Source organism: Noviherbaspirillum album (genome assembly GCF_035916955.1).
Lineage (GTDB): Bacteria > Pseudomonadota > Gammaproteobacteria > Burkholderiales > Burkholderiaceae_D > Noviherbaspirillum > Noviherbaspirillum album.
Genome location: NZ_JAWIIV010000001.1, coordinates 353,360 through 375,732, shown reverse-complemented (window position 1 = coordinate 375,732; position 22,373 = coordinate 353,360). Strand labels below are relative to the sequence as shown.

The window sequence follows — 22,373 nt, the reverse complement described above, 5'->3', positions numbered from 1 at the left end:
TACGCGGCGCGCTTGGCGAAGCCGCAGCAACTTAAGCCGCTGGTTCAAGTCATTGTTATTCCACTCCCAATGCGAGGCGTCCATGGCCAGGCATCCCGGCATCTTTCCGACCTTCTTCATGTCCGGCTTCGAATGCTCCACCTTCCTGTGGAAGGATCGCAGACGCCGCAACCTCGTTGCCGAAACCGGGCATGACCGGCAAGCGATGCAGGATTACCGCCTGCTGCACGACCTCGGTATTGCCGTGGCGCGAGAAGGCATTCCCTGGCCGCTGGTCGACCGGCACGGCCAACTCGATTTTTCTATGCTCGACCCGTTCATCGAAGCCATGCAGGCCAGCAAGGTGGTCCCGATCTGGGACCTGTGCCATTACGGGTATCCCGACGACCTCGATCCCTTTTCTCCCGCGTTCACGGACCGTTTCGCGGCATACTGCCGCGCCGCGGCCGAATACGTGGCCCGGAGGCTGCGCGGCCCGCACTTCTTTACGCCGATCAATGAGATCACGTTCTTTTCCTTTTGCGGCGGCGAGTGGGGATGGATCGCGCCCTATCGCCGCACGCGGGAGGACCGCATGCAATTGCGCGTGGCGCTGTGCGCCGCCGCGATTGCCGGGGTCAAGTCGATACGCGAGCATGACTCCACGGCGCGCATGGTGCACGTCGATCCGCTGGTGCACGTCGTCGCGCCGCGCGACCGGCCTGATCTCATCGACGCCGCGCATCACGAGACCTGTGTCGACACCTTCCTTGCCTGGGACATTCTGTGCGGCCGGGCGCATCCCGAACTTGGGGGCTCGCCCGAGATTCTCGACATCGTCGGCGCCAACAATTACTCGTTCGGACAGATGGAATACCGCGAACACGGTCCGCATGCCGCGCTGGAGCCGCACGACGACCGCATCGTGCCGCTGTGCGAACTGCTGGACACGGCATGGCGCCGCTATGAGCGTCCGATGATTATCAGCGAGACCAGCGGCATGCGGCACGGCCGCGCGGAGTGGCTCAAGGATGTGATGGAAGAGGGACTGGCGGCGGTAGCGCGCGGCATGGACTTGCAGGGCATCTGCCTGTTTCCGGCGGTCGACATGCCCGACTGGCACACAGGGGAGTGGTTGCACAACGGAATATTCGACCTAGTCGAGGACGCCGGTTGCCTGAGGCGCGTGCCGGATGAAGCTTACGTGAGGGAATTGCGCCGCTGGCAAAAGGAGCTTAACCGCGTCGTCGCTCTGGACGAAGATCCGTTCAGCGATCCGGTCGAACTGCAGGATGTCATAGACGCCGCGCATCGCCTGGACAAGCAGCCTGACCGCAATTGGTCATGAGCCGATAGTGTCCCCGATTTGCCTTGGCCGGCATCGGCAAGCAATGCGGGGCGCATGGTTCAATGCATCATTGGCGTCTGCGACTTGGCGGCCAGCGTGTGGCGCCAGCGCTCGATTTTCCTGTGCTCTTCCAGCAGGCCGGGTGCGGTGCCGCCTTCGGCTTCGAGCAGGCTTGCATCGATCGCCTGCAATTGCCGAATCAGGCGCTCGTGTTCCTCCTGAAAGATCTCAAGGAGTTCATCCTTCGACAAATCCGGCGCGACCTGCTGCTGGCGCCGGTATTGCAGGCGTGAAAGGATATTGCTGACTCTTGCAAGCTCTTCGCGGATTGTTTCCTTCAAGACCAGCAAGTCGCGGCTTCGATATTCGGTTCCATTAGGATTCATTTCAGCCTCCACATCCACAAGATGACAATGCGGGATGGAAGTTCTGGGAATACTCACCCGGCGATAAAAAAAGAGGCTTGAAATTTTCGCCGTCATCCATACCTCCGAATGGTCTCCTCCAACTCTTGTTGGATTCGCCCGCTGCCTGCATTGCACAGCGGGCTTTTTTATGCGATTGATATTGCCGATTAGAACGGGCCTGCCCGAAAACGGCCCCGATGGTGAATTCAACGCTGGATCGTGGATTCCAATTCTTCAATGCATTTCTGCAAGGTGAAGGCTCGAACGGATTCCCGTTCATTCTCGCCTCCAATATCTTCGACGTGAATTGACGATTTCCAGCGCTCAATAAGTTCAGTGAGCTGTTGCAAGGGAATGGAACGTTCGAGGTGCATGGTGAATCCTGTGGATGGGTTGAATGAGGGTTGGAATAGGGTTCAATAGCGCCGAGGGAGAAATAGACCACTGTGGTAACGACAGCCTTACAGATTAGGGCTAATGATGTCGTGCTGATTTATCTAAAAACAAAAAAGCGGCGAGGCCGCATGTTTCGGTCACCGTGGATTAACGAACGGCGGGGCCGCGGATGGCCGGTCGTTACTCCGGCTGCTATGTTCGCATCACTGTGTCGGGCGATGCTTCCGACCATACGCTGGCGAGTGATGCGCACCTTCACACCTGCGGCGCGCAAGCGCGTCGTGCCGGCACCCGCGGCGCCACCATTGTGCATTAGAGCGGGTTCGCCATGCCGCCGCCTTCATGACAGGACGGGTCGGGATCACGTATGCTGTGCGGCCGTTAGAAAGGAGTCAGGCATGTCGTTTGCCGAATCGGTCAGGAACTGGGCGCGCCGCGTCAAGCGCGATGCGGTCATGCTATGGTTCGCCCGGCGTCATCCGGATACGCCCTTGCTGGCGAAGGCAGTGTGCATTTTCACGGTGGCGTACGCATTGAGCCCTATCGACCTGATTCCGGACTTCATACCCGTGCTGGGTTATGTCGATGACGTGCTGCTCCTGCCCGGGCTGATCTGGCTGGCGGTGCGGCTTGTGCCGCCGCATGTCAAGCAGGACTGCCGGACGCAGGCCGATGCATGGATGGAAAAGGAAAAATCCAAGCCGAGCAGCCGTGCCGGCGCGGTCGCAATCGTGATGGTCTGGCTGGCGACGCTCGGCGGAATCGCGTGGATCTGGGTCCGATGAATTGCAATGCCGGGAAATTGCCTATCGCATGAGATCCTGCAATTCCCGGTCGATCGGCATGCGCTTGAACATGCCGACATTGGTGCCTCCGGTGTTGCCGGTCGGGACGATGCCGACCGCCGAGCCGAGTGCGCCCAGCACAATGCGAACGGCTTGTCCTGCCGCTTCATTCAGGGAGCGCCGCTTCAGGCCGATCTTCAGCATCCACCAATGCGTGATGACGTGGGGCAGAACATGGCGCTGGCCAAGTACGTGGGCGGTCTCAAGATGGCCGAATGAGCGGACCAGGCGACCCTGGCGGTAAGCGTTGATCGCGGCCGCCATCTCGGCGTCATATGCGTTCTTCAATGCGGGTGTCATGGCTGCCTCGTTCGATGCGTTTCGTTTCGCTGCCATTGAACACCCTGTAGCCGCTATAGAGTCAAGCAAGGCAAGCAAGTCAGGCCGGAAAGAAAATCGCCGCCCGGCAGAATGAACTATCGCTGATCCTGGATTAACCCGTCGCGCTGAAGCGCTGCAGCTCCGTGAAATTGTAAGGCTTGTAATTGTCTGTTTCAGGCTTGAGGAAGGCTAAGCCGGCAAGTCCAGCGAGCGCTACTCTGAAAGCGTAGTAACTCTCCTAGGAAAAGCCCCGTTCTTGACCTGCGTTCCAGCCGGCACGCAGGTCTTCTTTTTGTGGAGCGCACGGTGTGCGGCACACGATTTGCCGCAGGTGTTCTTAGGGGCAGGCCACGACAGCGGGACCGTCCGAAGACATCGAAGGCTCTGTGTCAGTGCAGCACGCGCGGAATGGACTCGACGATGCCGCCATTCTCTTCCAGCCAGTCCATCAGCGGCTCGCTTGCTTCGTCGACGACGTCATGGTCCCAGTATCGGGAAGCAACCAGGGCTTCGATGTCCAGGCCTTCCCGCGATTTCCTGACCAGCATGGCGCCGATCTGGATTTGCCGCTCCCTTGAAATGATGCTCCACACCTTTACCAATCCCGCTGCCGCCTGCAATCCAATACCGAAGGCTTCATGCAGCACGCCTTCGCGGGTCTTGTCGCTCAACCAGGGAATGCATGCGGCCAGGAGCTTGTCCTGCAGAAGGGATTCCATCAGCCTGCGCGAGTCCGACGGCGATAGCAGCAGCACGATGAACCGGTCGGTTTCAAAGCATGGTCTGTCACTCGTTAATAGATTCATGGGGCGCTCCCTGCGGGCATGAAATTCGATATGCGTGTCGCTGTCGTCGGTGTCCTGCCTGCGGTGCGCCGATGCGCTGACGATGCGATTGAAATGTCCGCTTGCAAATGGACCGGTCTTGCTAATGTGTGGCTTACCCAAACGCAAAGTTCCACCATGAATTGCAATGCCCATATCAATGAATCGCAGCGCGGCTTCAATGAATTGATGCCTGCAGGCAATGGCTGGAAGGTAGGGCTTTTCCTATTTGCACACTTGTGCGCCTACAACGCATTTCATCCTTTGGCCGATGTTCTGCTTGCCGGCAAGGCATCATAATCGCTTCAGATTTCGAACAATGCAGTTCGAACACAATGCATACCATCTAAAGGCCTAATTATGCTGATCGCCGAAACTTCCACTTTCTCCACCGCTTCCACCGTACCCGTTTCGTCCGGCACCGCAGGGGGCTGGCAACGTCAGGCCAAGTTATGGTCGAGCCTGCAGGAAGTCTGCGGCCTGCTGGGCATCCATGAAAAAGTCGGCAACGACGATCTGCAATTCCAGCACATGCAGTTCAAGGCGGGCCAGCGGCTGCATACCATAGGACAGCCGTTCGACATGCTCTTCGTCGTCAACTCGGGCTTTCTGAAATCGGTAATGATCGATGAAAGCGGCAACGAGCAAGTGCTGGCGTTCCCGATGAAGGGAGACCTGATCGGCATCGATGGCATTCATTCGAAACACTACAACACCGAGACCGTTGCGCTCACCACCTGCGAAGTCATCATGATTCCGTTCAAGCTGCTTTCCAGCCTTGGACGCACGAATCCGGAAGTGGAGGCCGCATTCTTCGGCGTCATGAGCCGCGAACTGATCCGCGAGCAAGGCATGATCTCCGCCATCGGCGCACTCAGCGCCGAAGCCCGGGTGGCGCGCTTCCTGGCGTCGATGTCAGATCGTTTTTCGGCGCTTGGCTATTCGGGCACGCAGTTCAACCTGCGCATGACGCGCCAGGAAATTGGCAGCTATCTCGGCCTGACACTGGAAACCGTCAGCCGCACGCTGTCGGCCTTCCATGCCGCGGGCTTGATCTCGGTTGAGCAGCGCAGCATCGAGATCCGCGACATCAAGTCCCTGCGCACGCTTCGCCGCTTGCCGCCTTCGCGCAGCAAGCAAGCCGCTCCCAAGGCCGCCGCGGCAAACGGCACGCTTGAAGTCGCCGCATGATGGCGGGAAAGGCTGGCATGGGTGCCTGATTCTTTCACCATGATTACCCAGTCGCAATAGAAGGACCCGGACATGCGAAAAGGCCAGCCATCGAAGGCTGGCCTTTTTTGTCAGGGTTTCGTTTTCGGCTTGCACGCAGCTAGAGCATTGCTTTTTTAGGTGACCCGCAACCGACAATTGCCGAAAGAAGCTGCAACAGTCAGTAGTATTCCTTGCTCGGGTCTGAATCGGACAATTGAAACTTGAAAATTTCATTTCTTGCTGAATGTCGATGCCCATTGGCACAGTAGGAAACTGAAGTCCGGCGTCCGAGGATTGGCTGCTATGGGTTACGTTGCGGACGTTGTCCAACTTTAGTGATATGCCCGAGAGGGACTCATTGCAGACCTTTCCAACGATAGTCGGTTAGGTCGCATCTGCGGACGAAGGCTCAAGCATGCCGGCGCTTGGCCTTCAGGAGCCGGTCGGTGGATCAACGACCAATTCGGGCTGCAGGGCGCGGATGCGCAATTCGGTGAAATAACCGCCGGCCTCGTTGTAGCGCAGGTAGTGCCGGCCGCAGTTGAGGCAGCGCGCCACAGCGCAGCGGTTATAGGGGAAGAAGGCGGGGGCGATTGGGGCTGCGTCGCTGTCGTAGCGCGTACCGGCCGGATGATACTCGTCGAAGGTCGGTTCGTCGTAAGGATCATCGAACAGGGTGCCGACCTCTTCGAAGCGGTCCAGTTCCAGACTCAAGGGCAAGGCGCGCCAAGCGGCGAGCGATTCCTTGTTGCAGCTGCACGGCGCGGTCACCGAGGCGGAGGCCTGCGCCAAGCGCATCAGCGGTTCGAAGGCGATTTTCGGCATCTGTTACCTGTCGGTTTGTTTCTCCATATTGTAGACGCAACAGGCGCTTGGAGTTGACGGAAACATGCAGATTAGCACGGCGTTTCCGCTGCCTGCAGGGGAAGCGAAAGCGGACCTTCGGTAGCGCCTGCTCTCGACCCGAAGCGGTCATACTAGGTTGCCGAAAGCTGACATCATCCTATGACAATGACGTCTCGTTCTACATAGAAGCGGCGGGATGCCTGAGTGGGATGGTCGTTGAAGCCAGTGGACATAAGTCTTGCGACGCCGAGTGCGCCGAAGCTGGCGCGATCCGTGCTGGCCGCGGCATGGCGGCACAGGGCAATATCACATCAATTACTTGCGCTGCATCGCTGATGGCATGTGAGGTAACGTCTCCTGTGGTCTTAGATGCGCCGAACGGCTATTAAAGTCGTTGCGATTGGAAATGTGTCCAGCTGCCATATCTGAGCCGGACATATTTTCCTCGAGTCAGAACCGGTCACCAAACCTCATGTCAGACTTAAGCTTTAACGTTTTTACATGGAGTGATCATGCAAATCCAACTTAATACAGACAACAATATAACTGGCTCCCCGGAGTTGCTCAGCCGCATTCAGAAAGTGATTGACCATGAATTGCGCCACCATGCTGCTTCAATTACCCGCGTTGAGGCGCATATAAACGATACAAACAGTGCAAAGAAAGGAGAGCAAGATAAGCGATGCATGCTGGAAGCACGAATCGCCGGGATGAAGCCACTTTCCGTTGAGCATCGCGCCGACACCGTGAGCTTAGCAGTCAGTGGAGCAGCTTCGCAACTTGCCCGATTAGTGGACACAACCCTCGGTAAAGCCAATGGAAGCGAAAAAGGCGGCGTCTCTATCCGTCATCTTTCCCAGAATGAACAAGAGGAGTGAACTGCTATGAACACCATGTCGAGCACTGTCATATGTGTTTCATATTCCTAGAAAGGTCCCCGATTTCGCCGTCGTTGCTGATTCATGGCATTTGAAGCCATTAATGAGAATTGAGCAAACCACAGGCAGGTTTCATGTCCTTTGCTTGACTCGTAATGTGATGGAACTGGTAATACGACAAGGCGGAACAGCGCGCATTATTCCCAAGGCGGTCATGCCAACGAATAGCGGCATAGCCACAACATATCGCTACTGAGCCAGAGCCTTAATTCGTTCAACCTCGCGTTTCACATCGAGAGGGCAACTGTTCGAACCCGAGCAGTTTCCCTTGCTAAATTCTATACTGTCCGCTAATCAAGCAAAGGAAAATCTCCAAAACCATTCAAAAAACCTTTAGCGATGGGCATCCTTAAAGGCGCGGTAGTCCCTTGATAATCGCTGATTACACCAGTAGCGGGGCTTGCTACCCAAGCCCTTGAGGCCATCGCGTTCGAACCATCTCTCCCAACGTGCGACGGTATGACAGGTGGTACGCAGGGCGGCGGCCACCTCGGTAAAGCTCTTGCCTTCCTTCAGATGCGCCAACGCGATATAACTCAGCCGTCATCGCCCGTTCGGTTCTTCCCTAACAAGCAAGTCGAAGTTGTACTGTTGCAGTCGCTGCAATGCTTCAGTCATCAACACGGTCGCCTCCAGCACAGAAACGTGTCTTCTTCAGACCCTGACCACCACACACGGTTCGCTTAACCGTGGGCTTGGTATAAGGCCGCTTGTCAAGCACAGTCGACGTGCCACGGCAATTCACCCTAAATGCATTTGCCGAAAAATCAAACTTTATTTTTTCTTCGTACCAGCGGCAAACGATTCAATTTTACGAGTCGGTCCTGACACGATTAGCAAATCGGCTGGAAGAATGCGGGTGTCTGGTGTTGCATGCTGAAAATCCTCATTCGCACGCTTTACACCAACCACCGTCACTCCAAATTTCTCCCGGACATGGGATTCGGATAGTCGTAGGTTGTGCGTGAGTGGCGGCGCGTGGGTCTTTGCAATGGCAAATCCGTCTTCGAACTCAATGAAATCCATTAGCCGGCCGGTAATAAGGTGCGCGACCCGAGACCCCATATCAGCCTCGGGATACACGACATGATGGGCGCCGATGCGCTGGGCGATCTGGCCATGTTCTTGGGTCATGGCTTTAACCCAGATGTCTTTGATGCCCAATTCAGTGAGCACCATGAGCGTCATAAGGCTTGACGCAAGGTCCGATCCAATTCCGACAATCGCATGCGCGAAGTCGGCGACGCCTAGCTGCAGCATGACGGCCTCGTTGGTCGAGTCGGCCTGGACCGCGTGCGTCAACCTGTCCGCCCATAGTTGTACGAGGTCCGGGTTTTTGTCGATCCCCATCACGTCGTGGCCTAGACGCATGAGCGACTGTGAAACGGAACCGCCGAAGCGACCTAATCCGATAACCACGACACTGTCACCTTTAGAGAAGGCGAACTGCTCCGTAAAAATTCTACCCAACAATTGGATGCTCCTCAGGATACCGATAGGGCATGCGACGTTCAACCAGAACCAGCGACGTTGCAAGCGTGATTGTTCCTACCCTGCCCAGATACATCAATATGATCAAGGTAAGTTGTCCCAGCGGCGGCAGATCGGCAGTGATGCCAGTGGACAAACCAACCGTGCCGAATGCCGAAATGACCTCGAAGATGACTCGGTCTGTAGGAAAGTCTGAAATGCGTAACAGGACCATCGTGCCGAGCACGACCATTGCGCTGCCAAGTACCAGCACGGTAATGGCTTGCCGGTGTGCCGACGCGCCGACACGACGGCCAAACGCTTCGCTGTCGGTATGTCCCCGGATCTCTGCAATGACCATCAATACGAGAATGACGACCGTTCCAACCTTAACACCGCCGGCCGTTCCGGCGCTTCCGCCGCCAATGAACATAAGAAGGTAATGTGAGGCCCAGGATTCTCGCGTCAGTGCGCCTATATCGAGGGCGTTGAAACCTGCCGTTCTTGCCGATACTGACGCGAATATCGCGTTGAGTAATTTTTCGGGTAAAGCCATTGCACCGAGGGTCTTTGGGTTGTCCCATTCGAATGCCAGTACCGCGATAAATCCCGCCAGCAGCAGTACACCTGTTCCGATAAGTGTGAGTTTGGTATGCAGCGACCAATGGCGCGGATCACGAAACCGAAGTCGCAGATCCTGCAATATGGGGAAGCCGATGCCTCCAATGAAAATCGCCAGCATGACGGGCAGCAGGATCAGCGCGTCGGCAGCATACCGGATTAGACCGTCCGCGTGGATAGAGAAGCCAGCGTTATTGAACGCGGATATAGCATGGAACGTCCCGCTCCACGCCGCCTCGCCCCAGGGAAGATCGTACGCCAATCGAAGCCTGAGCGTCAGCAGGACTGCGATAATGAATTCGCAGGCGAAGGTCACGACAAGTACCAGTCTGGTAACGCTTGTAATATCGCCTAGAGCCAGTGAGTGGGTTTCGGCTTGCGTGACTAGTTTGGTTCGAAGCCTGGGCGAGCGGTTCACCATTAGACCCAGCAACGTCGCAGCCGTCATCATGCCGAACCCGCCAATCTGGAACAGCACCATTATGAGAGCTTGCCCGAACGGCGACCAATACGTGCCCGTATCCACCACGGCCAGGCCAGTGACACATACAGCCGAGACGGACGTGAATAATGCAATCAACCACGGCGCCCCTGGCCCTTCTGCCCGGGATACAGGAAGCATCAGAAGTACAGTTCCCACAGCAATTGCAACTAAGAAGCTAAGGGCAACCGCGCGGGCCGGATGAAGTACCGGTCTCATCTAGGGAATATCTCTTTCACTTCGAAAAGCAATCGTTTGGGAGGGGGAAACGAAAGATTACCAATGCGCCAAGGCGCATGAGGAAAAGGATTGTACCGCGTCAAACTAAATGATGCATACGCGGCAATATTAAGTGCTCAATAGGTGGGTTTATGAAGAAGGTCGGCTATTGGCCGGCATGCGATCTATAGGCATCTGGGGTCAACGGCAGCTCGGTGTCGCAAACGACACGTATGCATCACCGTACTGAAGCGGGGGACGCGACCCATTGCCGGCATCCGATTACAACTATTGACAGAGGCATTGGAAGCTGAACGTATACTGGTGCTTTTAACGCCGCACAGCATGCGAATCCGTCCTTATATTCGGGGAGAGCAAGACGCTCTTCTCACCATTTTTCATTCGTCCGTCCATAGGCTTGCCAGCCGTGACTATACGGCCGAGCAGATTGCGGCCTGGGCACCGTCTGTGCTAGATACCGAATCCCAGTGGTCCTGGAATAGTCGGATCGACGCCAACCGCCCATGGGTAGAAGACCCGGACTTCGCCTGTTGTCCCGTTTTGGAGTTTGAATCCCGTGTCCGAACGCTGATCGCAACCAGTTTCGAAAAAGACGCAACTCAGAAATATTGTTGTAGTTATAAGTTTCACGTGTCTTTAAGATTACTGAAATCTGATAATAATCTCAATTCGCGATCGCGGAAGATATACCAAATATATGGGGAAGCGGGACGTCGGCTCTTGGCCTGACTCGCTAGCAAGTTGATTCCGTGCCACGGACGGCTTAGCACTATCTTTCAGCCGTTCGCGGCACAGGCTCAAAGGCGTGCTGTCGACCCTAAGCGGTCGATCACGACCGCTCAAGGCAATGGATACAGACCTACATTGCGGGAGCACCATTTGCTGAAAAGCTTAACTTCAGCGCGTATCAATCACATCATCGCTTTCAAGCATCGTCGATAGACTGTACCGCTGCTTCCACCATTACGCTTTACCGCCGTATCGTAGCCTGAGCGGCCCATGATGAGGTGTCTACGTCAGCTTTGGCCTAGAGTTGCTGAAGGCAATAGACATGAAGTCACCGACCACAGCGATTCGCAGTAATATAGCCGGCCTATTTCGTTTGCTCACTATGCTCCACGATGACCATTCGCCTCGCCTTCAGTGAAGACTTCGAAGAGATTACTGATGTCTGGGAAGCTTCCGTCACTGCCACCCATGACTTCCTAAGCCGTGAAGATATCGCAAACTTGCGAGAAAAAATACGTCACGAATACCTTTCGCTTGTTCATCTCGTGGTTCAAACAGATGAACAGGGCCGCATACAGGGTTTCGTTGGTGTCGCGGACCAAAAGATAGAAATGCTGTTCATTAGGCCTGAGCTGCGGGGCTTAGGTATTGGGCGCGTTCTCCTGCAATTCGCCGTCTCCGAGATGGGTGCCACTCTAGTGGACGTGAACGAGCAGAATCCCCGCGCAATCGGCTTCTATGAACGCATGGGTTTCAGAGTATTCGGCCGGTCCCCACTCGATGGTCAAGGGCGACCGTTCCCCCTCTTGCACATGCAGGTCAGCAAAGTCAAGCTTGGACTACCTAACCATGCTGCTTGAGCATCGATTACCCAAGAGCAGTACGAGTGAACCCCTCCCCGTTCAGGTGGCCATGCGCCTGCTGATTCTTACCGATGTCTTCGGGATTACGCCGGAACTGGTGGCGCTCGCCCACCGTTTTGTCACTAGCCCTGTTCTGCTCTCCCCATACCGCGAACAGCACGAGTCGTTTCCTAACGAGCAGGATGCGTACCAGGCATTCCTGCACAACGGTGGGCTGAATTCTTACCTTGGACGTGTGAAGGATTTGCTGCAAAGTGTTAGGGTTGATGCGTGCGTCGGATTCAGCGCAGGAGCAACTACTGCCTGGCGTGCCACATGCGGTGAAATCGGCAATTTTCCTCCCGCACTCCTTTTTTACGGCTCCCGCATCCGCGAATACGCAGGTCTGCAACCGCACTCTCCGGTGGAGCTTATTTTTGCGGAAAAAGAACCAAGCTTCGATGTCGCTCCACTTGCCGCATGTCTTTCGGACGCAGGTCATGCAGTTTCGGTATGGTCAGGCACGAGGCATGGCTTCATGAATGCCCGGTCACAGGGGTTCGACGTGCAAGCGATGGAGGCTGGCGTAAGAGCAATCGCGTTGTTTCTAGCTAAAGCTTGTCCGTCTTCGGACATTTGTGGTGATGCAGATTGGACCGAAGGATTGGGACCGACCAGCAATTGCAGCCTGCGCTGAAGGACCGGAATTGGCTGCACCCGGCAGTAGCTCGCTTTCGGGCGGTCGGCGGCTATTGACCGCTTTTTGGACCGTGCCAGGTCGGGTGGGATTTGTCGCACGCGACCCAAAGCGGACGTTCGATGATTTTAGCGAACGGCGTTCGTCAGGCAAATCGTTGGACGATGATGTATAGATGCCTCTGAGGATACTGATCGAGTTCGAAATGCCTGCACACGCAACCCGCATCCTTGATGACATCAAGTAGGTCCGGTATGCCGAGAGTGCTGTAGTAGACACTCGGCCCCATCGCTGAATCGACGTGCTCTTGGGGTCCGTCAAGTCCTCCTGCTGAGAAGATGAATACGCCTCCCATCTCCAGTGCACTCATGAGCTTGAGCATCAACGAACGTTGTTCTGCTAGTGGGACATGCCAGATGCTGTCCCATGCGGAGATAAAGCGATATCTACGCGGGGGCTGCCATGCGCAGACATCGGCATGATGCACCGTAACAGTTGGATCTGCTGCTTTAGCCAATGCAACCATCCGTTCAGAGATATCAACACCTTCAATCTCCAATCCACGTTCACGCAAAATCGGGTTGAAGCGGGTATTGCATCCGCAACCAACGTTGAGCGCCCAGCCGCTGATACCTTCAGCGAGAAATTTCAGAGCACGAGTGTGCTGTTGAACGCCGTCGGTGTGGCTGAATCGTTCGTCCAGCCACCGTTCGGCCAAATCATCGTAGGCGAGGGCGACACTGGAATGTCGCATCTCTAGAACTCCTTAGCCAAAATCGTTGTTATGATTTGCCACTGCTGTGTCACATCTACCAATTCTACACCGATTACCTGAAGTACCGTCTGTCCGCGCTTGGCCGGCACACGCCTCGTTGAGATTCGAGAACAACGGCAACTCTGGGTTACGCTCCTGCCATTGATCTCGTCGTACCGACCGGCTGGAGGCGACCCATAGCCGACATTGCTACGACCTTCAAACAAGCCTTTAACTCCTTGCGCGAGGCTTTAGGCGGAAGCTGACACCGAGCCGGTTGATCGCGTTCATGGCCGCAATGGCCAAGGTCAAGTCCACCAAGTCCTTCTCGCCGAACACAGCCAGCGCGGCTGCGTAGGCTTCGTCTGATGCATGCGTTTCGCTCACGCGCGTGACTTCCTCTGACCATGCCAGCGCGGCACGCTCGTGCTCGGTGAAAAGATACTCAGCTTCGTCCCAAACCGGGACCAACACAGCCTTGTCGACCGACACACCCTCTTTGATTAGGTCACGGGTGTGAATGTCGATGCAGTGAGCGCACCCGTTGATCTGTGATACACGCAGGAAGACAAGATGGACGAGGGTGCTGGGCAGGTTCGTGTCGTTAACGACATAGTGATGCAGGGCACCGATTACCTTTGCGCCCTCAGGGGAAACAGCGAACCAATTCGCGCGATTCATGATGTTCATTCCTTTCAAGATGGGGTCTTCGACGGCCGGGAAATTGGCCTATCCCATCTAAGACGGATGACAGCAGCGCGTTGTGACAGATTACGAGAAAAACCCATTACACCGCTTGTTTCCGACCAAGTAGTGCCCGCGACTGCCGAAGTGAATCGCCAAACAGGCAGACCTTCCAAGGGACACGTTGTGAGTGCCCGCTTTTGGCCGTTACTCGCCTAAACGGCTGTAGCGGAGAAAGGCAGGTTCACTGCTGAAACCGGCCATTAGTAGCAGTGCCTGTGCATGTCGACTGGCCATCACACCAGGGCGGCGCCAACGGATGCCCTAATGATTGCCGATGGGATGAAAACCGTCTCCTGCAATTGTCCGTTTCCCCAAAATTTCCGGTTTCGATTGTCCAAATGCTGATGGGCCTCCGCAGGCACTGGAAATTTACAGCATTAATTGTCCATTTTCGACGCTCAATTGTCGGAACCATATTTCATTAGTTCATGACTCGCCCCACTAGGGGGGAAACCGCTCTAAACATTCCTATCTCTGGATTGGTGCGAGAATAGAGCAGTGCAGGAATACAACGACGAGTTTCGCAATTTTGAGGGCGGTTGAAGGAGTCAGAAAATGTCTGTCGTGAAAATGCCGGCTTTCGTCTTCGCCAAGTGCATGCTTGTCGCCTTGATGCTGGCCGCCGCGGCCAGTGTCAGTGTGCTGGCGCAGGAATCGCAGCTCCATGCCGCTGCAAGGAAGGGTGATATCGAAACCATCCGTGTTCTGCTCGGCAAGGGCGCCGGTATCGACGCCCGGGACGCGAACGGTGCGACCCCATTGCTGGTGGCTACGCACCACAACCAGGTGGACGCAGCGAGGGTCTTCATTCAGGCCGGCGCGGACGTCAATGCAAAAGACGGCATCCACGACAGCCCGTATCTTTATGCCGGCGCGCGGGGACATGATGAAATCCTGAAGATGACACTGGCCCATGGCGCCGACCTGAAAAGTACAAACCGCTATGGCGGTACGGCGCTCATCCCGGCCGCCGAGCGCGGCCTCGTCGACACCGTACGCATGTTGATCAACGCCGGTGTGGATGTGAACCATGTGAATAAGCTGCAATGGACGGCGTTGCTTGAGGCAGTCATCCTGGGAAACGGCGGACCGCGTCACACCGAGATCGCGAGGCTGCTGGTGGCGGCGAAGGCCGACGTCAATATCGCTGACGGCGACGGCGTCACGCCGCTCCAGCATGCGCGCCGGCGCGGTTTCAAGGCCATTGAAGACATACTGGTCCGGGCAGGCGCACGCTGAGGGAAACCGGATTCATTGCGGCCGTTGTCGCCGGCGCAACCGGGTTAGTCTTTATCGGAATGTGAAGCAATGCGCATAAGCCGCTGGCCATAGATACCCCATACGGTTTCGATTCCGTCAATGTTGCCAACCAGGGCCCAGCCCGTACCGATCTTTCGCGGCTCCACCGACACGCCCAGTTCATTGCCGACCTGTTGTGCCCATTGCCTGGCGGCGCCCTGGCCCTTGAATAATTCCTGCCCTTCGAAGATGACGGTGCTTTCGAATACGGGCTTGGTAAATACGCTCATACGTGGTTCCTGCAGGTTTGCTCGCCGCACTGGCCGCTTGGCTAGAGAGTGGAGAGTAGATCTTCCTCGGTCACGGTAGGATAGCCCGTCCGGGCAGCTCTTGCAGCAACTGCGGAATCGATGGATACGGCCGCCGGTATGCGTCGGTCTCGCGATCACGGGGTCGCATGATGTTTATCCGTGTCCCTGCAGAAAGCGTCGGATATCATTTACTTTTATCCGTACTCGAGCGGCGAACGCATCGCGCTTGGGGCGACCAAGGAAATCAAAGATGGATCAACTTATTCCGCAAACGAACATCCCGACCCTGCCGGAAACCAAATCACCGGCAGAGTATGCATTCGAATCCCTGGCGCAGCAGGTCAGGCAGTTTGAAATCCAGACAAAGGAAGAAGAGGTCGTGGGCGCCATGCTGGCATCGTTCGGGCAATCGGTGATTCTCCGTATTCACCAGCTGCGCCTTTGCGGCCAGATGATTTGCATGGAGGGGGTCACCGACGCCGGCGGCCCGGCCACCCTCGTTCAACACTTCTCGCAGGCATCAGTGCTCTTGCTCAGGGTTCCCAAAGCACCCGCGGAGACCAAGCGGCCTATCGGGTTCCTGTCCTGATCGGAAGATGAACTGGCTTAACCCCGCTGCCATTGCAGGATAACTTTGTTTCTGGCCGGTCTCTTTTAGAGACTTCAGAACGCCGGGATGCAGGCGCGATTCAACAAGCTGCAGCAAAAAAAGCGGGGCCGATGGCCCCGCCGTGCTTCGTGCTTTGAATTGAACGATACCTGTCAGCCGTGCATCAGTCCGCGTAGACGCCCGCCTTCTTGATGATCGGGCTCCACTTGTCAATCTCGGACTTGAGGAAGGTGCCCAGCGCTTCCGGCGTGGCGCGGTTCTCCGCGACCGGCTCGGTGCCCAGGTCGGCGAAGCGCTGCTTGACGGTCCCATCCTTCAGGGCCGCCTGAAGCGCACCGGCCAGCTTGTCAACCACCGGCTTAGGTGTATTTTTCGGCGCATACAGGCCATGCCACACCGCAACCTGAAAGTCCGCCAGACCGGCTTCGGCCGTTGTCGGGATTTCCGGCAGCGACGGCACGCGCGCCTTGGTCGTCGCCGCGTACGCCTTGATTTTTCCGCTCTTGATATGGCTGGTGGTGTTGGTGGTCTGGTCGCACATGATGTCAACCTGGCCGCCGAGGAGGTCATTCATCGCCGGACCGGTGCCCTTGTAGGGGACGGTGGTGAGTTCGGTTCCGATGGCCGACATGAACAGCATGCCGCACAGGTGCGATGCCGAACCGACGCCGGCATTGGCATAGGTCACCTTGTTCTTGTTGGCCTTGACGTAGGAAACCAGTTCCTTGAAGTCCTTTGCCGGGAAATCCTTGCGCGCGACGAAGGTCATCGGCACGTCGGTGACCAAGCCGATCGGCGCGAAGCTGTCGATGGCGTTGTAGCTCAGCTTGCGGTACAGCGCGGGCGCGGTGGACTGGCCGATGTGGTGCAGGAAGATGGTATAGCCGTCAGGATCGGCCTTGGCCACGCGTGCCGCGCCGATGGTGCCGCCGGCGCCGCCGACGTTTTCCACGACGACGGTCTGGTTCAGCGTCTTGCCCATGGACTGGGCGATCAGGCGAGCGACCGTGTCGGTGGGACCGCCCGCCGCGAAGGGGACGACCATCGTGATGTTCTTGGAAGGATAGTTGGCTTGGGCCTGAACAGTAGCACTGGCGACCAGGGCGAGACCGGCTGCGATATAGCGAATCTTCATGTGACTTGCTCCTCATTAATGTTTTATAGACACATAGACAGGCAGCGGCATCCTCGACATGCGAACGGGCGGATGAAATTCGGCTGGTAACAGACAGCCTACTGCTGTTTAGTGCACGAATGTTATCAAGCCCGCCGGGAAGCACAACTGTGGAAAACCGTAATTGATGTTCCGCGCGCAAAGCCGGCGCGACCAGTATTTCGCATACAAAACTTGAGAATCATCAAGTCCTACACAGAGCCGAACAAAACTTGTGGTCAATTCATCAACTCTATATACGCTGGAGAGATCCACGCGTGCGCTTGTCATGCCCGTTCCCACGTTTCGTCCATGGCGGCTTGCGCTTCAATTAAAAACATAAGCAATGCCGGCATGACCGGCCCTAAATGGAGCGAAAATTCCCATGTTGAGAAACCTGAAGGCGATGCCGCTGGCTTGCGCAGCGGTCCTGCTCGCGGCCTGCGGCGGCGGCAGCGATGCGGATTACGGTTCGAGCAGCGTGCAGCTGCGGCCGACGATGTATCTTGATGACGGCAGAGTGGTCAACAGCTGCAGCGTCGAGCCGCGCTGCACCGGCCAGTACCTGGTGGTGCCCGGCAGTCATACCGCTTCCACCATCGCGCGCACGCCGACCGGCGCGACCATCACTTCCGCGCAAGGGACCACCATCAATGCACTGGCGCACAACACCCGGCTGGTGTTCGTTGACGGCACGGTCGCCCTCGATATCGACGGCAATGCCGGCCAGGTCTATCGCCTTTACCAGGCGGCGTTCAACCGCAGTCCCGATCTCCCCGGACTCGGCTTCTGGATCTACATGATGGATTCGGAGGCGATACCGACCGTCAGCGACCTGGCCGGCTACTTCTACCAGTCGCCGGAATTCAAGTCCATTTACGGCACCGCGCCGAGCAATGTCGATCTGGTGACCCGCTACTACCGCAACGCGCTGCAGCGCGAGCCCGATGCTTCGGGCCTGGCTTTCTGGGTCGATCTCCTCAACCGCGGCGTGATGACGCCGGCGCAGGTGCTGGCCGCCTTCAGTGAGAGTCCCGAGAACCGCGGACGCGTGCTGCGCGATATCCGCAACGGTATCCTTTATGCGCCGTACAGCGCCGCGCCGCAGCCGCAGCCGAATCCGCCGCAGCCGAATCCTCCGGTCACCGCCGGCGTGACCATGGCGCCGGATAATGGCGCGACGGTGAGCGGCACGGTCCGCCTGGAAATACGCGGCAGCGGCATTGCCAATGCCGAACTGCTGCCGCCCAACGGCTATGCGCCGCGCCTCGGCGTGTTCAGCATTTCGCCCGACCGCACGCTGGCCTGGCTCGATTTCGACACCACGACGCTGCCGAACGGCGCGGCCGACCTGCGAATCAGCGCATTCAACGTGGCGGCAGGCCAGCCGGATGCGGTGGAGGTAATCGCCATGCCTGCGCGCCGCTGGCAGGTCAGCAACGCCGGTACGGCGCCGGCGGTGTTCAATGCCACGCTCGCCGCGGCGCCCGCGAACGGCGCCTCCATCGCCGGCGTCACCCGTCTGGAAGTGCGCGGCAGCGGCATCGGCAATGTCGAACTGCTTCCGGCTACTGGCTATACGCCGCGGCTGGGCGTCTTCAACGTGACAGCCGATCGCAGCTATGCCTGGTTAGACTTTGATACCCGCGCCTTGCCGAACGGACCGCTCGATGTGCGCATCAGCGCCTTCAATGTGGCCGCAGGCCAGCCCGGCGCGGTGGAAATCGTGCCGATGGACCCGCGGCGCTGGAACATCAGCAACGGCTCGACCGCGCCTGTGCCGGTGCCCTTCACCGCCAACCTGACTGTCGCGCCTCCCGGCGGAGCCGTGCTTACCGGCGTTACCCGGCTGGAAGTGACCGGCAGCGGCCTGGCCAATGTCGAACTGCTGCCGGCTACCGGCTATGCGCCGCGCCTGGGTGTGTTCAACGTGTCGTCGGACGGCACCCGCGCCTGGCTGGACTTCGATACGCGCGGTCTGCCGAACGGACCGCTCGAAGCCCGCATCAGCGCCTTCAATGTGGGCGCGGGACAGCCGGGAGCACAGGAGATCGTTGCCATGCCCGCCAGGACGTGGCAGTTGCAACATTGAGGCTGCCTTGCTGATGTACTACTGATGGCTCCCGGACCGGCCGGGAACATCCTGCAAGCCCGTACGGCATACCGTGCGGGCTTGTTCATGTTCGGGCGTGAATTTTCCGGACCGCTTCGGCGGGTTTGCGGCTGTTCACGCCTCGTTCATGCGCTGCCGATACTCGCCGGGGCCGGTGCCGGTCCATTTCTTGAATGCACGATGAAAGGCGCTCGGCTCGGCGAAGCCGAGTTCGATGGCGATATCCATCACGCTTTTCCTGGTGTGGCACAGGTAATCAATGGCCATGTCGCGGCGCAGCTGGTCCTTGATGGCCTGGAAGGACTGGCCTTCGTCTTCCAGCCGGCGGCGCAGCGTGGACGGGGTCATGTGCAGGCTTTGGGCGAAGCTGTCGAAGTCGGGCCACTCGGTGCGGGCGGCGGCGCGCAGCCGACGGCGGATCTGGGCGGCGAGGCCGGCGGTGTTTTTGTATTTGAGCACGATGTTGGCCGGCGCCACGCGCAGGAATTCCTTCACCGTCCGTTCGTTCTGGATCACCGGCAGCTTCAGGTAGCTGCGGTCGAAACAGAGCGCGGTGGCGTCCTGGTTGAAGCGCAGCTGCTGCGAATACATGAACGGGTATTCGGCGCTGCGCGACGGCTCGGGATAAGCGAACGCGGCTGACAGGATGGGAATGCGCCGGCCCACCAGCCAGCAGGCCACGCCATGCTGCAACATCAGCAGCGTTTCATGGCCGAACACCCGCGGCGAACGCGGCCCGGGTTTTTCGCGGATGCTCAGGTAGCCGTGCCGGGCATCGGTCTCCAGTCCGCAGCGGAAATCGTCGAGGATGATGTTGAAGAAGCGCGCCATTCGCTCCAGCGCCTGCTCCAGCGTGGGGCTGTGGATCAGCGTCTGGCACATCATCGCGAAGCTGCCGACCTTCATGCGCCGGGTATCCTGGGCGAACAGTTCGTCGTCGAGCGCGCGCGCCACGCCCAGCCAGAGCGCGCTGAAATTCTGCGCGGTGACCCGGCCCTGCGGCGATTGCAGCAGGGCGGGCGAAATGCCGGCGGCGCGCAGCAGTTCATCGGCGTCGAGGCCGCGTTCCAGGATCGGTTCCAGGGCCGATTGGACGAAATAGATGGAGATGCTGCCTTTTTCCATGCGCTTGAGTTGAACGATCCATGAAGGCAAGACCATGCCGAACGGACAGATTTTATCCCGGATGTCCGCCCCTGCCGGCGAGCGGGCGCAAAAAGTGGCAAATACTTTCAAATGCTTTGATGTTTTTTGACATGGTCCGGCTTATCCTGCTTTTCTATACTGCAGGACAAACCGGCCGCACGGAAAACAAAATCCGACAAGTATCCGTGCGCCGCATTCCATCCTTCATCTCCGAGACAAGGTGAGCCCCATGACCGTCAACCAGTCCACCCAGGCATTTCTCGACGCGCGCGACTTCCTGCAGCGTCACCGCGAAGACTACGACACCGCATACCGCGACTACCGCGCGCCGCAGCTTACCGAGTTCAATTGGGCGCTCGACTTCTTCGACGTGCAGGCAAAGGGCAACCAGGCGCCGGCGCTGTGGGTGGTGGACGAGAACGGCGGCGAGCAGAAGATTTCCTTCGCGGAAATGGCGGAGCGCTCCAATCGCGTCGCCAATTACCTCCGCAGCCTGGGCGTGAAGCGCGGCGAACGCCTGCTGCTGATGCTGCCCAACCGCGTCGAGCTGTGGGAGATCATGCTGGCAGGCATCAAGCTCGGCGCGGTCATGGTGCCGACCACCATGCTGGTGTCCACCGAAGACCTGGCCGACCGGTTGCAGCGCGGTCAGGTCAGGCATGTGATCGCGCAAGCCTCGGAAACGGGCAAGTTCGCGCCGCTGCCCGGAGACTATACCCGCATCAGCGTCGGTGGCAGCGGCAGCGGCGGCAGCGGCGGCACGGCGGAAGGCTGGCATGCGTTCGAAGACAGCGCCGGTGCAAGCGCCGAGTTCACGCCGGACGGCCCGACCATGGCCACCGATCCGCTGCTGCTGTATTTCACTTCCGGCACCACCTCCAAGCCCAAGCTGGTGCTGCACAGCCACCAGAGCTATCCGGTCGGCCACCTTTCGACCATGTACTGGATCGGCCTGAAGCAGAACGACGTCCATTGGAACATCAGCTCGCCCGGCTGGGCCAAGCATGCCTGGAGCTGCTTTTTCGCCCCCTGGAATGCCGGGGCCGCGGTGTTCGTCTACAACTATGCGCGCTTCAACGCGAAGAACTGCCTCGACGTGATCGCCCGCTGCGGCGTGACTTCGCTGTGCGCGCCGCCGACCGTCTGGCGCATGATGATCCAGGAAGACCTGGGCAGTTTCAAGGTGCCGCTGCGCGAACTGGTCGGCGCCGGCGAGCCGCTCAACCCGGAAGTGATCGAGCAGGTCGAGCGCGCCTGGGGCATCCGCATCCGCGACGGCTTCGGCCAGTCGGAAACCACCGCACAGATCGGCAATGCGCCGGGCCAGCTGCTCAAGCCGGGCTCGATGGGCCGGCCGCTGCCGGGGTACCGGATCACGCTGCTCGACCACAACGACGCTCCTGCAGACGAGGGCGAAATCTCCATCCTGCTGGAGCAGCGCCCGCTCGGCTTGATGCTTGGTTACGAAGGCGACGACAGGAAGACCGCGGAAGTCATGCGCGACGGCCATTACCATACCGGCGACACCGCGGTGCGCGACGCCGACGGTTATTACTTCTATGTCGGCCGCAACGACGACGTGTTCAAGTCTTCGGACTACCGGATCAGTCCCTTCGAGCTGGAAAGCGTGCTGATCGAGCACGAGGCGGTACTGGAGGCGGCCATCGTGCCCAGCCCTGATGCGCTGCGGCTGTCGGTGCCGAAGGCGTTCATCACGCTGCGCGAGGGCCATGTGCCGAGCCGGGAGCTGGCCTTGTCGATCTTTCAATTCGCGAAGGAAAGGCTTGCGCCGTACAAGCGCATCCGCCGGCTGGAATTTTCCGACTTGCCGAAGACCATTTCCGGAAAGATCCGCCGCGTGGAATTGCGCAAGCAGGAACAGGCCAATCCCGGTGCGGAACGGCGTCCGAACGAGTATTGGGAAGATGACCTGTCTGCATGAAGCGGGCTTTTGCACATCCATGGCAAATCCTCGCAGCGACTTTGACATTTTCCGGCATGGAAAGCGGCGCGCCGCCTTTCTATACTTGATAGATCTGCACAAAATTTCAAGGCTGTTGTTTCCTCCCCTTCAAGGGGAGGGTTAGGGCGGGGATGGGTTGCC

Annotated in this window: 24 protein-coding genes; 11 read left to right on the top strand and 13 right to left on the bottom strand. The window is 58.2% G+C overall.

All coding sequences use genetic code 11. The annotated features are described in order from the left end of the window. Nucleotides 1-82 precede the first annotated feature (82 nt). Complete coding sequence (locus RY831_RS01630; RefSeq protein WP_326504584.1) at nucleotides 83-1,327, top strand: glycoside hydrolase family 1 protein; 1,245 nt, start codon at nucleotides 83-85, stop codon at nucleotides 1,325-1,327. 59 nt (nucleotides 1,328-1,386) lie between these two features. Here the strand turns inward: RY831_RS01630 and RY831_RS01625 are convergent, their stop codons facing one another. Both RY831_RS01625 and RY831_RS01620 read right to left on the bottom strand, forming a co-directional pair. Next, entirely contained in the window at nucleotides 1,387-1,713 is a 327-nt protein-coding gene (locus tag RY831_RS01625; protein ID WP_326504583.1) for a hypothetical protein, read from the bottom strand. Nucleotides 1,714-1,940: 227 nt separating this feature from the next. Further along, nucleotides 1,941-2,108, bottom strand: a complete 168-nt coding sequence (locus tag RY831_RS01620; protein ID WP_326504582.1) for a hypothetical protein — start codon at nucleotides 2,106-2,108, stop codon at nucleotides 1,941-1,943. Between the two features lie 420 nt (nucleotides 2,109-2,528). On the opposite strand from RY831_RS01620, the gene RY831_RS01615 reads away from it, so the two are divergent. Beyond that, complete coding sequence (locus RY831_RS01615; RefSeq protein ID WP_326504581.1) at nucleotides 2,529-2,915, top strand: YkvA family protein; 387 nt, start codon at nucleotides 2,529-2,531, stop codon at nucleotides 2,913-2,915. Between the two features lie 21 nt (nucleotides 2,916-2,936). Here the strand turns inward: RY831_RS01615 and RY831_RS01610 are convergent, their stop codons facing one another. Then, nucleotides 2,937-3,275 (bottom strand): DUF3703 domain-containing protein, encoded by a 339-nt coding sequence (locus tag RY831_RS01610; protein ID WP_326504580.1) that lies wholly within the window; start codon nucleotides 3,273-3,275, stop codon nucleotides 2,937-2,939. A 410-nt stretch (nucleotides 3,276-3,685) separates the two neighbouring features. Beyond that, nucleotides 3,686-4,102, bottom strand: coding sequence for a hypothetical protein (locus tag RY831_RS01605; protein ID WP_326504579.1), 417 nt, complete (start codon nucleotides 4,100-4,102; stop codon nucleotides 3,686-3,688). Nucleotides 4,103-4,120: 18 nt separating this feature from the next. On the opposite strand from RY831_RS01605, the gene RY831_RS01600 reads away from it, so the two are divergent. Further along, nucleotides 4,121-4,420, top strand: coding sequence for a hypothetical protein (locus RY831_RS01600; protein ID WP_326504578.1), 300 nt, complete (start codon nucleotides 4,121-4,123; stop codon nucleotides 4,418-4,420). A 60-nt stretch (nucleotides 4,421-4,480) separates the two neighbouring features. Next, nucleotides 4,481-5,311 carry a Crp/Fnr family transcriptional regulator gene (locus RY831_RS01595; protein WP_326504577.1) on the top strand — a complete coding sequence of 277 codons (831 nt, stop codon included), beginning with the start codon at nucleotides 4,481-4,483 and terminating at the stop codon, nucleotides 5,309-5,311. 453 nt (nucleotides 5,312-5,764) lie between these two features. Here the strand turns inward: RY831_RS01595 and RY831_RS01590 are convergent, their stop codons facing one another. Next, nucleotides 5,765-6,157 (bottom strand): hypothetical protein, encoded by a 393-nt coding sequence (locus RY831_RS01590; RefSeq protein ID WP_326504576.1) that lies wholly within the window; start codon nucleotides 6,155-6,157, stop codon nucleotides 5,765-5,767. Nucleotides 6,158-6,690: 533 nt separating this feature from the next. Here RY831_RS01590 and RY831_RS01585 point away from each other — a divergent pair. Next, entirely contained in the window at nucleotides 6,691-7,056 is a 366-nt protein-coding gene (locus RY831_RS01585) for an HPF/RaiA family ribosome-associated protein (RefSeq protein WP_326504575.1), read from the top strand. 393 nt (nucleotides 7,057-7,449) lie between these two features. Here the strand turns inward: RY831_RS01585 and RY831_RS33170 are convergent, their stop codons facing one another. The 3 genes from RY831_RS33170 to RY831_RS01575 form a co-directional block, all read right to left on the bottom strand. Next, nucleotides 7,450-7,641 carry a helix-turn-helix domain-containing protein gene (locus RY831_RS33170; protein WP_367576072.1) on the bottom strand — a complete coding sequence of 64 codons (192 nt, stop codon included), beginning with the start codon at nucleotides 7,639-7,641 and terminating at the stop codon, nucleotides 7,450-7,452. Nucleotides 7,642-7,890: 249 nt separating this feature from the next. Beyond that, entirely contained in the window at nucleotides 7,891-8,589 is a 699-nt protein-coding gene (locus RY831_RS01580) for a potassium channel family protein (protein WP_326504574.1), read from the bottom strand. Continuing rightward, entirely contained in the window at nucleotides 8,579-9,907 is a 1,329-nt protein-coding gene (locus tag RY831_RS01575; protein WP_326504573.1) for a TrkH family potassium uptake protein, read from the bottom strand. The genes RY831_RS01580 and RY831_RS01575 overlap by 11 nt, the downstream gene beginning before the upstream one ends. Before the next feature lie 1,142 nt (nucleotides 9,908-11,049). Here RY831_RS01575 and RY831_RS01570 point away from each other — a divergent pair. Both RY831_RS01570 and RY831_RS01565 read left to right on the top strand, forming a co-directional pair. Next, the gene (locus tag RY831_RS01570; protein ID WP_326504572.1) at nucleotides 11,050-11,517 is read left to right on the top strand and encodes an acetyltransferase; all 468 of its coding nucleotides are present in this window, start codon (nucleotides 11,050-11,052) and stop codon (nucleotides 11,515-11,517) included. Beyond that, nucleotides 11,492-12,196, top strand: coding sequence for a dienelactone hydrolase family protein (locus RY831_RS01565; protein ID WP_326504571.1), 705 nt, complete (start codon nucleotides 11,492-11,494; stop codon nucleotides 12,194-12,196). Before RY831_RS01570 ends, RY831_RS01565 begins: the two co-directional genes overlap by 26 nt. 145 nt (nucleotides 12,197-12,341) lie before the next feature. Here RY831_RS01565 and RY831_RS01560 read toward each other — a convergent pair whose 3' ends face one another. Together RY831_RS01560 and RY831_RS01555 are read right to left on the bottom strand one after the other, a co-directional pair. Beyond that, complete coding sequence (locus RY831_RS01560; protein WP_326504570.1) at nucleotides 12,342-12,950, bottom strand: class I SAM-dependent DNA methyltransferase; 609 nt, start codon at nucleotides 12,948-12,950, stop codon at nucleotides 12,342-12,344. Between the two features lie 231 nt (nucleotides 12,951-13,181). Next, a complete protein-coding gene (locus RY831_RS01555; RefSeq protein ID WP_326504569.1) occupies nucleotides 13,182-13,631 on the bottom strand; it encodes a carboxymuconolactone decarboxylase family protein in 450 nt (149 codons plus the stop codon). Between the two features lie 678 nt (nucleotides 13,632-14,309). Between RY831_RS01555 and RY831_RS01550 the strand changes: the two genes are divergently transcribed. After that, on the top strand, nucleotides 14,310-14,936 hold the full coding sequence (locus RY831_RS01550) for an ankyrin repeat domain-containing protein (protein WP_437126202.1): 627 nt from the start codon (nucleotides 14,310-14,312) through the stop codon (nucleotides 14,934-14,936). A gap of 44 nt (nucleotides 14,937-14,980) precedes the next feature. Here RY831_RS01550 and RY831_RS01545 read toward each other — a convergent pair whose 3' ends face one another. After that, the gene (locus RY831_RS01545; RefSeq protein ID WP_326504567.1) at nucleotides 14,981-15,226 is read right to left on the bottom strand and encodes a hypothetical protein; all 246 of its coding nucleotides are present in this window, start codon (nucleotides 15,224-15,226) and stop codon (nucleotides 14,981-14,983) included. Between the two features lie 271 nt (nucleotides 15,227-15,497). On the opposite strand from RY831_RS01545, the gene RY831_RS01540 reads away from it, so the two are divergent. Beyond that, complete coding sequence (locus RY831_RS01540; protein ID WP_326504566.1) at nucleotides 15,498-15,836, top strand: DUF6173 family protein; 339 nt, start codon at nucleotides 15,498-15,500, stop codon at nucleotides 15,834-15,836. Nucleotides 15,837-16,020: 184 nt separating this feature from the next. Here RY831_RS01540 and RY831_RS01535 read toward each other — a convergent pair whose 3' ends face one another. Beyond that, a complete protein-coding gene (locus RY831_RS01535) occupies nucleotides 16,021-16,992 on the bottom strand; it encodes a tripartite tricarboxylate transporter substrate binding protein BugD (RefSeq protein WP_326504565.1) in 972 nt (323 codons plus the stop codon). A gap of 403 nt (nucleotides 16,993-17,395) precedes the next feature. Between RY831_RS01535 and RY831_RS01530 the strand changes: the two genes are divergently transcribed. After that, complete coding sequence (locus tag RY831_RS01530; RefSeq protein WP_326504564.1) at nucleotides 17,396-19,102, top strand: DUF4214 domain-containing protein; 1,707 nt, start codon at nucleotides 17,396-17,398, stop codon at nucleotides 19,100-19,102. 135 nt (nucleotides 19,103-19,237) lie between these two features. Here RY831_RS01530 and RY831_RS01525 read toward each other — a convergent pair whose 3' ends face one another. Next, nucleotides 19,238-20,248, bottom strand: a complete 1,011-nt coding sequence (locus tag RY831_RS01525) for an AraC family transcriptional regulator (protein ID WP_326504810.1) — start codon at nucleotides 20,246-20,248, stop codon at nucleotides 19,238-19,240. Nucleotides 20,249-20,498: 250 nt separating this feature from the next. Between RY831_RS01525 and RY831_RS01520 the strand changes: the two genes are divergently transcribed. After that, entirely contained in the window at nucleotides 20,499-22,211 is a 1,713-nt protein-coding gene (locus RY831_RS01520; protein ID WP_326504563.1) for an AMP-binding protein, read from the top strand. Nucleotides 22,212-22,373 lie beyond the last annotated feature (162 nt).

Bases quoted from the DNA above. Each gene is read 5' to 3' on its own strand.
- RY831_RS01610 (WP_326504580.1), bottom strand. From the start codon at position 3,275: ATGACACCCGCATTGAAGAACGCATATGACGCCGAGATGGCGGCCGCG.
- RY831_RS01625 (WP_326504583.1), bottom strand. From the start codon at position 1,713: ATGAATCCTAATGGAACCGAATATCGAAGCCGCGACTTGCTGGTCTTG.
- RY831_RS01520 (WP_326504563.1), top strand. From the start codon at position 20,499: ATGACCGTCAACCAGTCCACCCAGGCATTTCTCGACGCGCGCGACTTC.
- RY831_RS01615 (WP_326504581.1), top strand. From the start codon at position 2,529: ATGTCGTTTGCCGAATCGGTCAGGAACTGGGCGCGCCGCGTCAAGCGC.
- RY831_RS01560 (WP_326504570.1), bottom strand. From the start codon at position 12,950: ATGCGACATTCCAGTGTCGCCCTCGCCTACGATGATTTGGCCGAACGG.
- RY831_RS01585 (WP_326504575.1), top strand. From the start codon at position 6,691: ATGCAAATCCAACTTAATACAGACAACAATATAACTGGCTCCCCGGAG.
- RY831_RS01555 (WP_326504569.1), bottom strand. From the start codon at position 13,631: ATGAATCGCGCGAATTGGTTCGCTGTTTCCCCTGAGGGCGCAAAGGTA.
- RY831_RS01535 (WP_326504565.1), bottom strand. From the start codon at position 16,992: ATGAAGATTCGCTATATCGCAGCCGGTCTCGCCCTGGTCGCCAGTGCT.
- RY831_RS01600 (WP_326504578.1), top strand. From the start codon at position 4,121: ATGAAATTCGATATGCGTGTCGCTGTCGTCGGTGTCCTGCCTGCGGTG.
- RY831_RS01550 (WP_437126202.1), top strand. From the start codon at position 14,310: ATGCTGGCCGCCGCGGCCAGTGTCAGTGTGCTGGCGCAGGAATCGCAG.
- RY831_RS01530 (WP_326504564.1), top strand. From the start codon at position 17,396: ATGTTGAGAAACCTGAAGGCGATGCCGCTGGCTTGCGCAGCGGTCCTG.
- RY831_RS01540 (WP_326504566.1), top strand. From the start codon at position 15,498: ATGGATCAACTTATTCCGCAAACGAACATCCCGACCCTGCCGGAAACC.
- RY831_RS01620 (WP_326504582.1), bottom strand. From the start codon at position 2,108: ATGCACCTCGAACGTTCCATTCCCTTGCAACAGCTCACTGAACTTATT.
- RY831_RS01575 (WP_326504573.1), bottom strand. From the start codon at position 9,907: ATGAGACCGGTACTTCATCCGGCCCGCGCGGTTGCCCTTAGCTTCTTA.
- RY831_RS01590 (WP_326504576.1), bottom strand. From the start codon at position 6,157: ATGCCGAAAATCGCCTTCGAACCGCTGATGCGCTTGGCGCAGGCCTCC.
- RY831_RS01525 (WP_326504810.1), bottom strand. From the start codon at position 20,248: ATGGAAAAAGGCAGCATCTCCATCTATTTCGTCCAATCGGCCCTGGAA.
- RY831_RS01605 (WP_326504579.1), bottom strand. From the start codon at position 4,102: ATGAATCTATTAACGAGTGACAGACCATGCTTTGAAACCGACCGGTTC.
- RY831_RS01630 (WP_326504584.1), top strand. From the start codon at position 83: ATGGCCAGGCATCCCGGCATCTTTCCGACCTTCTTCATGTCCGGCTTC.
- RY831_RS01570 (WP_326504572.1), top strand. From the start codon at position 11,050: ATGACCATTCGCCTCGCCTTCAGTGAAGACTTCGAAGAGATTACTGAT.
- RY831_RS01595 (WP_326504577.1), top strand. From the start codon at position 4,481: ATGCTGATCGCCGAAACTTCCACTTTCTCCACCGCTTCCACCGTACCC.
- RY831_RS01545 (WP_326504567.1), bottom strand. From the start codon at position 15,226: ATGAGCGTATTTACCAAGCCCGTATTCGAAAGCACCGTCATCTTCGAA.